General features: G+C 33.1%; 12 protein-coding genes. 8 read left to right on the top strand and 4 right to left on the bottom strand.

From position 1 onward, the window contains the following. Positions 1-262: 262 nt before the first annotated feature. On the top strand, positions 263-1,333 hold the full coding sequence (locus BB050_RS13955; protein WP_008468483.1) for a branched-chain amino acid aminotransferase: 1,071 nt from the start codon (positions 263-265) through the stop codon (positions 1,331-1,333). A gap of 238 nt (positions 1,334-1,571) precedes the next feature. On the opposite strand, the gene BB050_RS13950 is transcribed toward BB050_RS13955, so the two are convergent. Continuing rightward, the gene (locus BB050_RS13950) at positions 1,572-1,952 is read right to left on the bottom strand and encodes a pyrophosphohydrolase domain-containing protein (RefSeq protein WP_008468482.1); all 381 of its coding nucleotides are present in this window, start codon (positions 1,950-1,952) and stop codon (positions 1,572-1,574) included. A 417-nt stretch (positions 1,953-2,369) separates the two neighbouring features. On the opposite strand from BB050_RS13950, the gene BB050_RS13940 reads away from it, so the two are divergent. From BB050_RS13940 to BB050_RS13925, 4 genes are all read left to right on the top strand, one after another. Next, the gene (locus tag BB050_RS13940) at positions 2,370-3,569 is read left to right on the top strand and encodes an SRPBCC family protein (RefSeq protein ID WP_066033959.1); all 1,200 of its coding nucleotides are present in this window, start codon (positions 2,370-2,372) and stop codon (positions 3,567-3,569) included. Between the two features lie 79 nt (positions 3,570-3,648). Beyond that, the gene (locus BB050_RS13935) at positions 3,649-4,191 is read left to right on the top strand and encodes an RNA polymerase sigma factor (RefSeq protein ID WP_066033958.1); all 543 of its coding nucleotides are present in this window, start codon (positions 3,649-3,651) and stop codon (positions 4,189-4,191) included. Positions 4,192-4,224: 33 nt separating this feature from the next. Next, positions 4,225-4,644 carry a hypothetical protein gene (locus BB050_RS13930; RefSeq protein ID WP_066033957.1) on the top strand — a complete coding sequence of 140 codons (420 nt, stop codon included), beginning with the start codon at positions 4,225-4,227 and terminating at the stop codon, positions 4,642-4,644. A gap of 31 nt (positions 4,645-4,675) precedes the next feature. Beyond that, complete coding sequence (locus tag BB050_RS13925; RefSeq protein ID WP_008468477.1) at positions 4,676-5,134, top strand: hypothetical protein; 459 nt, start codon at positions 4,676-4,678, stop codon at positions 5,132-5,134. A gap of 72 nt (positions 5,135-5,206) precedes the next feature. Here the strand turns inward: BB050_RS13925 and BB050_RS13920 are convergent, their stop codons facing one another. After that, on the bottom strand, positions 5,207-6,268 hold the full coding sequence (locus BB050_RS13920) for a WD40/YVTN/BNR-like repeat-containing protein (RefSeq protein WP_008468476.1): 1,062 nt from the start codon (positions 6,266-6,268) through the stop codon (positions 5,207-5,209). Positions 6,269-6,518: 250 nt separating this feature from the next. Between BB050_RS13920 and BB050_RS13915 the strand changes: the two genes are divergently transcribed. The 3 genes from BB050_RS13915 to BB050_RS13905 all read left to right on the top strand — a co-directional run bounded on the left by BB050_RS13915 (position 6,519) and on the right by BB050_RS13905 (position 11,275). After that, positions 6,519-7,817, top strand: coding sequence for a hypothetical protein (locus BB050_RS13915; RefSeq protein ID WP_066033956.1), 1,299 nt, complete (start codon positions 6,519-6,521; stop codon positions 7,815-7,817). Positions 7,818-7,950: 133 nt separating this feature from the next. Beyond that, a complete protein-coding gene (locus BB050_RS13910; protein ID WP_035692014.1) occupies positions 7,951-9,924 on the top strand; it encodes a KUP/HAK/KT family potassium transporter in 1,974 nt (657 codons plus the stop codon). A gap of 136 nt (positions 9,925-10,060) precedes the next feature. Next, positions 10,061-11,275 carry an RsmB/NOP family class I SAM-dependent RNA methyltransferase gene (locus tag BB050_RS13905; protein ID WP_066033955.1) on the top strand — a complete coding sequence of 405 codons (1,215 nt, stop codon included), beginning with the start codon at positions 10,061-10,063 and terminating at the stop codon, positions 11,273-11,275. Between the two features lie 243 nt (positions 11,276-11,518). Here the strand turns inward: BB050_RS13905 and BB050_RS13900 are convergent, their stop codons facing one another. After that, positions 11,519-12,562, bottom strand: coding sequence for an AMP-binding protein (locus tag BB050_RS13900; protein WP_066035171.1), 1,044 nt, complete (start codon positions 12,560-12,562; stop codon positions 11,519-11,521). A gap of 4 nt (positions 12,563-12,566) precedes the next feature. Beyond that, entirely contained in the window at positions 12,567-13,499 is a 933-nt protein-coding gene (locus BB050_RS13895; RefSeq protein WP_066033954.1) for a CPBP family intramembrane glutamic endopeptidase, read from the bottom strand. Positions 13,500-13,587: the final 88 nt, after the last annotated feature.

Below are 13,587 nucleotides of genomic sequence, written 5' to 3'. Positions count from 1 at the left end.
TCAATAATCAAATTTAGTCAAAACAAATGCGTAAAGCCTTAAAAAACGACACTTTTTTCATAAAATCTTTATAAAAATCGATTAAATATTTGAGTTTATTATAGGATAAACAAATCTCAATCAAAAGCTATAAATAATGAATTTTCACTAAGCATTTTACAGATTTTTACGTAATTTTGCATTCGATAAATTCCATTTTACACGATATCATCACTTTAGATTTCTGAGAGTGAAGAATATCTCACAAAAAACATACATAACTATGAGTACAACTCAAACGAGCAAAATTGAAATCATTAAAGCTACTTCTACAAAAATAAACGAAGTAGATTTTGACAACTTAAGTTTTGGTGCTGTATTTACAGACCATTTATTCGAATGCGATTTTAAAAACGGGCAATGGCAAAATCCTGTCATTAAGCCTTATGCTCCAATTTTAATGGATCCGTCATCAAAAGTCTTCCATTATGGACAAGCGATTTTTGAAGGAATGAAAGCTTATAAGGATGACAATAATGATGTTTGGTTGTTTAGACCAGATGAAAACTTCAAACGTTTTAATAAATCTGCTGTAAGGATGGCAATGCCAGAAGTCCCAGAAGCTATTTTTATGGATGGTTTAAATGAATTATTGAAATTAGATAAAGATTGGATTCAAAGAGGAAACGGAGCTAGCATGTACATTCGTCCTTTCATGATTGCTACAGGTCCTGGCGTAATTGCAAATCCTTCTGATGAATATAAATTTATGATTTTACTTTCTCCTGCAAAAGCATATTACGGAGGTGAAGTAAAAGTTATCATTGCTGAACATTTCAGTAGAGCTGCAAACGGCGGTATTGGTGCTGCAAAAGCTGCAGGAAACTACGCTGCTCAATTTTACCCAACTAACTTGGCAAACAAAGACGGTTTCCAACAAGTTATCTGGACAGATGATGCAACGCATACAAAATTAGAAGAGGCTGGAACAATGAACGTGTTCTTCAGAATTAATGATACTTTATTAACAGCTCCAACAAGCGAAAGAATTTTAGATGGTGTGACCAGAAAAAGTTTGATTGCAATGGCTGAAAAAGAAGGATTAAAAGTAGAAGTTCGTCCTGTAATTGTTTCTGAATTGGTAGAAGCTGCTAAAAACGGATCTTTGAAAGAAATCTTCGGAGCAGGAACTGCTGCTGTAATCAGCGTTATCAAAGGATTCTCGTATAAAGATGAGTATTTTGAAATGGCTCCAATCGAAAATTCTTATGCTTCTTTCTTAAAAGAAAAATTAACAAATCTTCAGAACAAACTTTCTGAAGATACTTTTGGATGGACAGTGAAAGTTCAATAATCCAAAACCATATAAAAAAGAAACCCGATAAATTTAGTTTTATCGGGTTTTTCATTTTTCCTTTATTATTAAATTTTAGCTTCTCGTTGCCGTTACTTGCGAAGATTTGCTTCGCCTGTTCGCTATCGCTCGGGTCTCCTTCGTCGAAATGACAAAAATAACGTAAAGCTTTGCGAACTTGCCTTTTTCTAAGAACTGCAGAAAAAAAACTTAGCGTTCTTTGCGTTAAAAAACTTCTTTACAATAATTTAGAAAAATCAGGTTTAAAATAATTTGGGCCTTTCATTACTTTTCCGTCTTCGCGGTAAATTGGCTTCCCATCTTCTCCTAATTTACTCATATTACTGCGTTGGATTTCATCAAAAACAGCTTCAATTTTATCCTGAAGTCCGTGCTCGATAATTGTGCCGCACAAGATGTACATCATATCTCCAAGTGCATCTGCAATTTCAACCAAATCATTATTTTGAACCGCCTCGTAATATTCCTCATTTTCCTCCTTCATTAAATTATAACGAAGTAATTTTTTCTCTGCTCCTACATCGGCAATTGGAGTTAAACTGTGGCCAATTTTAAAAGCAGTGTGAAATTCGGTTACGGCGTCAAGTTGTTTTTTCATATAGTAGTTTTCTTTTTTTTGCTAATTTAAATCACTTTCTAATAATCTGAAAAATTATTGAATGAAATGAAAAGGCAATTTAGCAGCAAATCGTTTACAAATCTCTAAATTTGCTAAAAATTTTTATAATTATGTTTAGTCAAGGACAATTACTATTTGGAGTATGTTTTTTTATCGCTTTTGTAATCATTATGATATTTGCTTATCGAAAAGATTTGAAATTACACAAAGTTTTCTACAAAGGAAATTACAAAGTACTCCTTGCCTTTCTGCTTTTCATTGTCCTTTTGTTCGTAATTAAAATCTTTCTAAAAAGATAAATTATTCTGGTCGAGATAAAATAAAACCTAATAATTAGGGGTTATTAGTAAGACTCATAATAAAATTTATAACTTTACCGAAACCAAACAATCTACCATGAAAATTCTAAAGTATTTATTTCTTTTTGCACTTTTAAGCTTTGTTGCTCTTACTGTTTTTGTTGCTACACAGAAAGGAGATTTTTCTGTAGAAAGAAGTAAAGTCATCAATTCGCCTCGTGCAACGGTTTATAACTACCTGAATGACTTTAGAAATTACGAAGATTTTGAATCATGGTCTGTTGAAGATCCTACGATTAAAATGACCTATGCTAATAAAACCAGTGGCAATGGCGCTACATTTTATTGGGATGGCGCAGACGGAAAAGGAAATTCTATTATTCTTAAAACGAAAGATGGAGAAAGCATCGATCAAAAAATGCAGTTTGATGGCACCGAAGCCGATGTAAACTGGACCTTAAAAGATACTTTAAACGGCAAAACAAAAGTTACTTGGAAAGGAAAAGGAACTATGAGTTTTCTTTTTAAAATATACACCGCTCTTCATGGCGGTTCTGACCGAGTTATTGGAACTATCTATGAAAAAAGCTTAGCCAATATTGACAAAAACTTAGATTACGAAACTAAAACTTATGCTGTTAAAGTAGATGGAGTGGTTAAGAAAACTGAAACTCCTTATATCAAGCAGACTTTTACTAGCGAAATTGCCAAAGTAAGCAAGAATGCTAGAATTGTAATTCCGAAGCTTATTCAGTTTAGCGAAACAAATGGTTTGTCTGCGGCAGGAAAACCTTTTATCATTTATCATACTTACGACACTAAAAATGGTTTAGCAAAGATTTCCATCTGTTTACCTATTAATAAAGAGATTTCAACAAGTTCGGGAAGCGATATTTTAGCAGGAAAATTAAATGGTTTCGATGCTGTAAAAACAACGCTTAATGGAGATTATTCCCATAGAAATGAAGCCATTGCAAAAACAACGGCTTACATAAACAATCAAAAGATTATTCCAGATTTAAGCTGGTCTCATCTTGAAATTTTGACATTAAGCAAATTGGATGTAAAAGCTTCATCTAAATTGGTGACCGAAATTTATTTTCCAATAAAACCAAAAGTAGTTCCTGTTGATACAGAACCTGTCTATGCTCCAGAAACTACTGGCGAAATGACAAGCGAGCCACGAGCAGAACAACCTACAGAAAAGCCTCGTACAGAACCTGTAAAACGCAAACCAGCTGCACCAACTCCAGCTCCTGCGCAAACACCTGCACAAGAGGAAGATTCAGAATTTTAAATAATTTCAAAAGCGCATTAAACCTTTTATTTTAAATTCTGTCTAACTTCTATTAAAAAAAGTTTACAAAACAAAAAGTTTGATAGACGAGAAAGAATTTATAAAACAACTATTAACCCCTGAAACGCAAAATACTGCGTTTCAAAAACTCTTGTCTGATTATCAGAAACCTTTGTATTCTCATATTCGAAACATTGTTTTGAATCATGATGATGCTGATGATGTATTACAGAACACTTTTGTAAAAGTCTTTCAAAATCTTAAAAACTTTAAAGGAGAAAGTAAACTTTTTTCCTGGATGTATCGTATTGCCACAAATGAAGCTTTGACTTTTTTATCGCAAAAAGCAAAATTAAGTGGAATTTCTTCTGAAGATCTGCAAAACAAAACTATTGATAATTTAAAAGCCGATCTCTATTTTGATGGAGATGAAATTCAAATCAAACTTCAAAAAGCAATTGTAACGCTTCCAGAGAAACAGCAATTAGTTTTCAAAATGAAATATTTTGAAGAGTTAAAATATGAAGAAATTGCAGATATTTTAGGGACATCTGTTGGAGCACTTAAAGCATCTTATCATCACGCAGTAAAAAAAATCGAATTATATGTTACAACAAATTAAACCTTTTGTAACTAAAACTGTCTTATAAGTATTATGAAAACATTTAAATTAGAAAACGAACCCAAAATAAAATCTGGCTTTAAAGCTCCAGAAAACTATTTTGATGATTTTTCGGAAAAGGTTTTGCAGCAATTAAACGAAAAAGAAGTTAAGGTAATTCCTTTTTACAAACGTAAAAAAACACTTTGGATGGCTGCCGCTGCAGTAGTGGGCTTTGCAATATTAATTCCTGCCATAAATAATTATAGAGCAAATTCAACCGATCTTGACGAGGCTACTTTAGAAAATTATTTATCCTATCATTCTAATATAAGCCAATACGATCTTATTCAAAAACTGGATGACAGCGATATCGAAAATTTAGGTAACGATGTTACTCTAGAAGATGAAACTTTAGAAGATATTTTAGCTACAAGCCCAAACATAGAACACTTAATTTCAGAACAAAATTAAATCAAACTTAACTCAACAACTTAGCTCAACAATGAAAATAAAAAACATTTTACCGCTATTGCTATTTCTGACAAGTTTTTCATTTTTTGCACAAAATGGAAAAATTGATGAAAAGCGAGAAAAGATTAAAGCTTTTAAAGTGTCATTTTTAACGACAGAATTAGAACTAACTTCAACCGAAGCTGAAAAATTCTGGCCAATTTATAATGCTTATGATGATAAACAATATGAATTGAAGTACCTAAAAATGAAGACTTATATAAAACAGTTAAAAGATGAAAATCTTAAAAATCTTTCAGACAAAGAAGCTGTAACGTTATTATCTCAAATAGAAAGTACAGATAAAGAGATCTATCAGCTTCGTGAAAAATACATGAACAATCTGAAAAAAGTACTTCCTGCAAAGAAAATACTCTTACTTAAAAAATCTGAAGACGACTTTAATCGAAAATTATTGCAACAATACCGAGACAAAGCCAATAAGGATTAAATCTTAACGATACAACAGCGATAAGAACCCTATATAATAATACTTACTTTATTATTTAGGGTTCTTATTTTTTTATTTAAAATTCAATCGGACTACCTTATTGTGTCCCGCTGCGATCGCAGTATTTCTATTCACAAATCGAATGGTAAAAAATTTGTTATCTGTAGAAAGCTGCATCCAGTTTTCTCCTCCATTTTGAGAATATTGTATTCCTTCAGAACCAACACAAACAATTTCTCTTCCATTACCTCCAGGAACATATTGTATACATGACGCATAACCAAATCCCATATTCTGACCAATTAGCTGCCAAGTCTTGCCGCCATCTTTTGTAAAAGCTTTATTATTGGCTTTATTATTAGGAAGATCATAATCTCCTCCTGCAATAAAACCTTGTTTAGAATCGTAAAAATCGGCAGTAAAAATTCCTGTCATCTGTTTTCCTTGCACAATTGGAGTTTCTACAACTTTCCATGTTTTTGCCTTATCTGGAGAATAAAAAACACGCGCTTTTCTTCCGCCTGAAACCAACCAAGTGTCATTTCCTTTTATAACAATATTTGTATTACTGGCAGCAAAAGCTGCTTCTCCTGTGCTATTTGTCGGCAGTTTATCAGAAAGCAGTTTGGTCCAAGTCTCTCCGCCATCACGAGTAACTATAATTGAAAAAGTATCTTCTGTTGGATCACCAATTGCAATTCCTTCCTTGTCGTTCCAAAACTGCATGCTATCGTAAAATACTTTTGGATTAACTTCTTTGTAAACCAATTTAACTTTGCGATCCTTTTTTGAAACAGAGTAAAGAAGTGCAGGATTTGCCACACTCAATAAAAAAATATCTTTTGAAGTTTGCGCTATACTTCTAAATTCTAATTTTAATGTATCGCGATAAATATGTTCTTCAAATTTTTCTTTTTTATCCAAATCATAATACCCAAAACGAGAATTATCGGCACCATACCAAACTTTATTTTTATCAATAAGAATTGCTCTAATACTAATTCTGTCTTTAAATAATGTATCTACCGTCATTGAAGTAAAGCCATTATTGTAAGCAACGTCAGTTTTATAATTAAATGATCTAAAAGACATCAATAAAATAAAAATAACACAAAATAAAGCGAGTTTTTTCATAGGAAACTTAAAATTTGGTTAACGCTAAAATACAATTAATTCCCACATGGAAAATTAATTTTCCTATTTTTTTGCTAAGCTTATTTATTGTTTCATTTACAGAACTTTATATAAAAAAGTCACAAAACTACTATTCTAAAAATTTAAAACACTAAAAATCAGCATTATAAAATTCATCCTGTTTTAAATAAATTTTGTGGCACAGTAATTGGATATCTCATAACACAAAATAATTTAATACAAATTAGCCATGAAAGCGAATTTACTTTTAATAGCAATATCAGCCCTAGTTTTTGGTTCTTGCGCTGCGCAAAGTCAAACTACTGTTTATGCAAAAAACTCAGATATAAGCGATAACTTAGATTTAAGAGCTGTTGCTTCGATGTTTGGAGAATCAGCCAATCTTCAAGATTTTGAAAGACGTTTAAATGATCCGAAATATCAAATATCAAATCTTGACCTTAACGGAGATGACGAAGTAGACTATCTTCGTGTAATCGAAAGTGTTGAAAACAGAACTCACGTTGTAATAATACAAGCAGTTTTGGACCGTGATGTTTACCAAGACGTTGCTACGATAGATGTAGAAAGAGACAATTACAATAAAGTGAGCGTTCAAATTGTTGGAAACGCTTACTTATACGGAGCAAATTACATTTATGAGCCTGTTTATAGTGTGGCACCTGTTATTTACACTTCATTTTGGGTAACAAATTACAGACCGTATTATTCAACTTGGTATTGGGGTTATTATCCAACTTATTATACTGCTTGGAGACCTTACCCTGTTTACAGATATAGAAATAACATCAATGTTTGCATCAACGTACACAATACATACAACTATGTAAATGTGAGAAGAAGCTACAGAGCCCCTGCTATTTATGAAACAAGACGTAGTTACGGTTACGAAAGAATGCGTCCTAACTACAGTTTTGCTGAAAGACACGCAAACACATCTAACAGATATGAATTAGAACAAAGACGTGTAGCAAACAGAGAAACTAGCCGAAATACGTATAACACCAATAGAAATTATACAGGAAGAACAACATCTGATAATGGTATTTCTAACAGAACATATGCTGAAAACAGAAATGCAACAAACAGATCATCTGTAGACAGAAGCAACAATACCACTAGAGGTTATAACTCTACAGGCAGAAGTACTGAAAGTGTAAGCACAGAAAGAAGCACAAATCGTGGTGGTTATTCAAATAATGGTTATAATTCTCAAAGAAATGAAAATGCAGCTCGAGTACAGAATACTCCAAGAGTAGATTACGGAAACGGAAATACTTCTAGCACATCAAGAGGATATTCTAATCGAGAGGCATCTGCTCCAAGAGCTGAAAGAAGTTCAAGAAGTTATTCTGAAAACCAGTCTAGCAATTCAAACAGAGACTATTCTGCTAGACCACAGCAAAGCCAACGTTCAGAATCACCACGTATGAGCCAAGAACCTTCTAGAGGAAACCAAGAATCTAGAGGGGGACAGAGCCAAAGAGATAACGGTTCGAGTTCTAGAGGAAATGGCAGAAGAGGTTAATTTTCGAAATAAATAATATTCAAAAAAGAAAGCACAATTTTACGATTGTGCTTTTTTTTATCTTTTTAATTTTAATTGCCTCTAATTTGTTTTAAAACAGTAAATTTGCAACCGTCTTTTTATAAAATTATACATGAGCGCATCGCATAAAAACTTACATAGTAAGTTGTCTATAGGGGGTTTATTGATTACTTTAGGGATTATTTATGGAGATATCGGTACTTCTCCACTGTACGTAATGAAGGCTATTTTGGGTGATCATACGATAAATGCTGATATTGTTTTAGGAGGCATTTCTTGTGTGTTTTGGACACTTACATTACAAACTACAATTAAATATGTACTTATTACTTTAAGTGCAGACAACCACGGTGAAGGAGGGATTTTTGCCTTATATGCATTGGTAAAGAAAACTAAAATTCAATGGCTTATAGTACCCGCGATTATTGGTGGTAGCGCCCTGCTCGCCGACGGAATTATAACCCCGCCTATTTCGATTTCTTCTGCTGTAGAAGGAATTAGGGCATTTTACCCAACGATGCAGACACAAACTATCGTGTACATCGTAATTACCATTTTATTCGTTTTATTTACTATTCAGCAATTTGGAACTAAATTGGTTGGAAAATTCTTTGCTCCAATGATGTTAATCTGGTTCGCTATGTTGGGTACACTAGGAGCAATTCAGGTATTGAATTATCCTGAAGTAATTAAAGCGATTAATCCTTATTATGCTTATCATTTATTATCGATACATCCTGATGGTTTCTTCGTTCTTGGATTTGTTTTCTTATGTACAACTGGAGCTGAGGCTTTATATTCTGACATGGGACACTGTGGAAGAAAAAACATTAGGATTAGCTGGATTTTTGTAAAAACCACTTTAGTCTTAAACTATTTTGGACAAGCCGCTTATTTAATTCACCACGAAGGAAGCACATTACAGCAATTAGGAGGTGAAAACGGAAATCCGTTTTACTTGATTATGCCACATTGGTTTTTACCTTTCGGAATCGTAGTTGCAACTCTTGCCGCTGTAATTGCATCTCAAGCGCTTATCTCTGGTTCGTTTACATTAATTAACGAGGCTATGCGTCTGAACTTCTGGCCAAAAGTAAAAATCAAATATCCAACAGAAGTAAAAGGTCAATTGTACATTCCGTCAATCAACTGGCTATTGTTTTTTGGCTGTGTTGGAATCGTTTTACATTTCGAGAAATCAGGAAACATGGAGCATGCGTATGGTCTTGCCATTATTTTGTGTATGATCATGACAACCATATTATTGAATTACTACTTAATCATGAAACGTGTAAAACTGTACTTTATGGTACCGTTAATTACAATTTATTTATTGATTGAGTTCAGCTTCCTTTTTGCCAATATTACCAAATTTGCCGAAGGTGGTTACGTAACATTAATTATTGCGAGTTTACTTATTTCTGTGATGACAATCTGGTATCTAGCTAAGAAAATCAACAAAAACTACACTAAAGTGGTCAAAGTTGATGATTACAAGCAGGTTCTGGTAGAGTTAAGCCAAGATTTATCCATTCCGAAATATGCCACACATTTGGTTTATATGACCAATGCAAATCGCGTTGATGAATTGGAAGAAAAAGTAATTTATTCGATTCTTCAAAAACGTCCAAAAAGAGCTGATATTTATTGGTTTGTTCACGTTAATATTTTAACTGAACCTTACAAAACGCAGTATAAAGTAACCGAAATTGCGAAAGACGATATTTATAGAATTGATTTCAACTTAGGATTTAGAGAACCAACCAAAATCAATTTGATGTTTAGAGAAGTTATCAAAGACATGGTAAAACGAGGTGAAGTAGATATTACCAGCCGTTACGAATCTTTAAACAAGAACAATATTATTGGAGACTTTAAATTTGTATTGTCTGAGAAATTCTTATCAAACGACAACGATTTAAGATGGCATGAAAACATTATCATGAACTCTTATTTCTTCATAAAAAAACTGAGTTTGTCTGAGGAAAGAGCTTTTGGTCTAGACAGCAGTTCTGTTAAAATAGAAAAATTCCCGATGGTGCTTCACGCTCCTGAAAATATTGGATTAACGCGTATTACAAAATAATAGGCTTTTAAATAATTCAAAAAAAACACTCTAATTTGGAGTGTTTTTTTCTTTTAATACGAGTTAGATTAAGATTCAGTATTAAAAATTTAACTTTCAATCAATTAATAGTACCTTTGCAACTCAAATTATAGAAATGAGATTACACAGAAATTTAGTTTATACTACCATTGACTCTTTGAATGCCATTTTCAACGAAGGAGAATATGCTGATAAAGTGGTAGCCAGAGCATTAAAAAAAGACAAACGTTGGGGAAGTTCTGACAGGAAGTTTGTTGCTGAAACGATATACGAAATTGTTCGCTGGAAAAGATTATATGCAGAAATTGCCGAAGTAAAAGAACCTTACGACAGAGACAATCTTTGGAGAATGTTTGCGGTTTGGGCTGTTTTACGCGGTTATCCAATTCCAGATTGGAGACAACTGGAAGGAACTCCTGAAAGAAAAATCAAAGGTCGCTTTGATGAATTATCTAAAACTAGAGCCATAAAAGAATCTATTCCCGATTGGATGGATGAATTGGGCGTAAAAGAACTTGGAGAAAAAGTTTGGGCAAAAGAAATTGCAGCGCAAAATCAGCCGGCAAAAGTTATTCTAAGGACTAATACTTTAAAAGGTACAAAAGAAAGTCTTAGAAATACTTTAATGGATTTAAATATTGAAACTGAATATTTAAAAGACCAGCCAGATGCTCTTGTTTTAAAAGAAAGAGCAAACGTATTTTTGACAGATGCTTTTAAACAAGGGCTTTTTGAAGTTCAAGATGCCAACTCTCAGTTAGTTGCAGACTTTTTAGATGTAAAACCAGGAATGCGCGTAGTAGACACTTGCGCAGGTGCGGGCGGAAAAACATTACACATGGCTTCTTTAATGCAGAATAAAGGACAATTGATTGCAATGGACTTGTACGAAAGTAAATTGAAGCAATTGAAATTAAGAGCAAAAAGAAATGGTGCTTTTAATATTGAATATCGCATCATCGACAGCACAAAAGTGATTAAAAAATTACACGAAAAAGCTGATCGTGTTTTAATTGATGCACCTTGCAGCGGATTAGGAGTTTTAAAAAGAAATCCAGATTCTAAATGGAAATTACAACCTGAATTTATCGACAACATTCGTAAAGTTCAGAGCGAAGTTTTAGAAAGCTATTCTAAAATTGTAAAACCAGGAGGGAAATTAGTTTACGCGACTTGTTCTGTTCTTCCATCAGAAAACCAAGAACAAGTAGAAAAGTTCTTAAAAACAGAAATCGGGCAACAATTTACTTTTATTGAAGACCGCAAAATGTTAGCTTCAGAGTCTGGTTTTGATGGATTCTATATGGCGCTAATGGAACGTAAAAAATAAATTCCAAAATCCGATTTATTTCGGAATACTCAATATTAAAATTCCAAATTCCAATCTTAAAACTTGGAATTTGGAATTTTTTATTTTTTCTAATGCCATATAGCTTTGTCATTTCGACGTAAGGAGAAATCTTCGCAAGTAGCTCCGCTCCAATAAGCAAATCTTTGTAGAATTTCTATCGAAGATTTCTCCTTACGTCGAAATGACAAAATTGCGAAAACTTCGAATTTAAAAGATTAGTATTTAATCTTGTAAAGTAGGTTTTCGCAACAACTTTCCGTTTTCATTTTCTTTGAATTTTGAAACGAAGACTATTTCTTTTGGCTTCTCGTATTTCCCTAAAACATCAAAGAAATCAGGTTCAAATTCTTGTTTTTCTCCTTCTATAACCAAAACTAGTTTTTCTCCTAAAGTAGTATCTGGAAGTCCTGTCACAAAAAATCTATTAGCAATTTTTCCTGTCAGTTTAGCTTCAATCTGTTCAGGAATCAGCTTTACCCCTCCACTATTGATTACATTATCAATTCGACCTAAAAACTTAAACTGCTGTTCATTCACCAACTCTACCAAATCATTTGTGACAATTGGCTCATCAGAAATTGTAGCTACATGAATCACCAAGCATTGACGATCGTCCTGAGAGATTTTGACATTTGGCAGAATTGAAAAAACAGAATCCCCCAAACGTTTCGCCGCAATATGCGTAATTGTTTCGGTCATTCCATAAGTTTCGTAGATTTCTGTTTTTAAAGGCAAAAGCTTTTCCTCAAGAGCCGAATCTAATTTAGCTCCGCCAATAATTAATTTGCGTACTTTAGAGAGTCCGTCTATAGAGTTTTGAACCTGAAGCGGCACCATTGCCACAAAATCGTAGGTCGTCGTATTGAATTGTAATGGATGCAGACTTGGCGAAACCACATCTAATTCCAATCCTAAAATTAAACTTCTCACCAGCATCATCTTCCCTGCTATAAATTGCGTTGGCAAACATAATAAAGCTTTATCTCCTGGCTCCAAACCAAAAAAATCACCTGTTGCCAAAGCCGATTGAATCATGGCTTGTTTTTTTAATCTAACCAGTTTTGGAAGTCCTGTTGTTCCAGAGGTCGTCATTTCGATATAATCTTTTTTATCAAACCAGTCTAAAAAGAACTCTCCAATAGATTGTTCATATGCATCTCCTTCTTTAATATAACTATAAGCGACACGGCACAAGTCTTTTGCATTTAGATGATATCCATTTAATTTGAAATAATTGTGAACGTTATTTTGAGTTAAGTTTTGCATAATCTTAAGCATTTAATTCGACATTACTAATTTTCCCTGTTAGCTTTTCTTTCCAATTTGTCCAGCCATATTTTTTACTAAAAATAAAGAGCAGAATAGGATAAATAATAACCACTGGCAGAATTACATCAATTCCTGCTGAAGGTTCTGAAAGATCTTTAAATATAGAATTGGTTTGAAAAACGGTCCAATCTGAAGTAACCAATAATGCTCCAACAAGATTGTTTGCAGCATGAAATCCGAGTGCCAATTCCATCCCTTCATCCATCAGCGTTATTACACCCAAAAACAATCCCGTTCCTATATAATAAATCATGATAACACCTCCCATTTTTTCAACTTCAGGATTGGTCCAATGCATCGAGCCAAATATCACAGAAGTCATTAAGAGCGGAAACCATCTATTCTGAGCTAAATTGGCAAATCCCTGCATTAAATAACCTCTAAAAACATATTCTTCAGTTGAAGTCTGAATCGGAATTAAAATGCATCCTAAAACTGCTAATGTCAAAAAAGGAACTAATTTAAACTGCAATACGAATTGCTCAGGAGATCTTAAATATACGAACAAAAAACTGAGCAAGGAGAAAAATGACCATAAAAAGAAAGAAAACAAGATTCTTTTCCAATCCACTTTAGATCTTGAAGTTGTCACCGACAATAGAGTTTGGCGATGAATATATTTAACCACAAAATAAATTCCTGCAAAAGCAAAAATGAAAGAAATCATTATCAGAAAAAGAGTTGTATTAGACTCAAACATTTTCATTATTTCTTCATTTGTAGTTGGGAAAGCAATATGTTCTGTGAATGTTTTATAAAATACAGCTGCTGTAATTGGAATTTGCCCTATAAAAGATGCCGAAATAATAAAAACTGATCCTAACAGATATTTCCAAAATTTATTTTCGGGCTTAATTCCTTGTTCTAAAAACATAAATTTAAAATTTTAAAAAATGAGAATTCAAATTCGATAAGTTAATCTTACTTTTGATAGCACTAAAATACCGCCTTTTTATTTTACG

Source organism: Flavobacterium anhuiense (genome assembly GCF_001705175.1).
Classification (GTDB): Bacteria; Bacteroidota; Bacteroidia; order Flavobacteriales; family Flavobacteriaceae; genus Flavobacterium; species Flavobacterium anhuiense.
The sequence above is the reverse complement of the archived record's forward strand: the minus strand, read 5'-3'. Positions and strand labels throughout refer to the sequence as shown.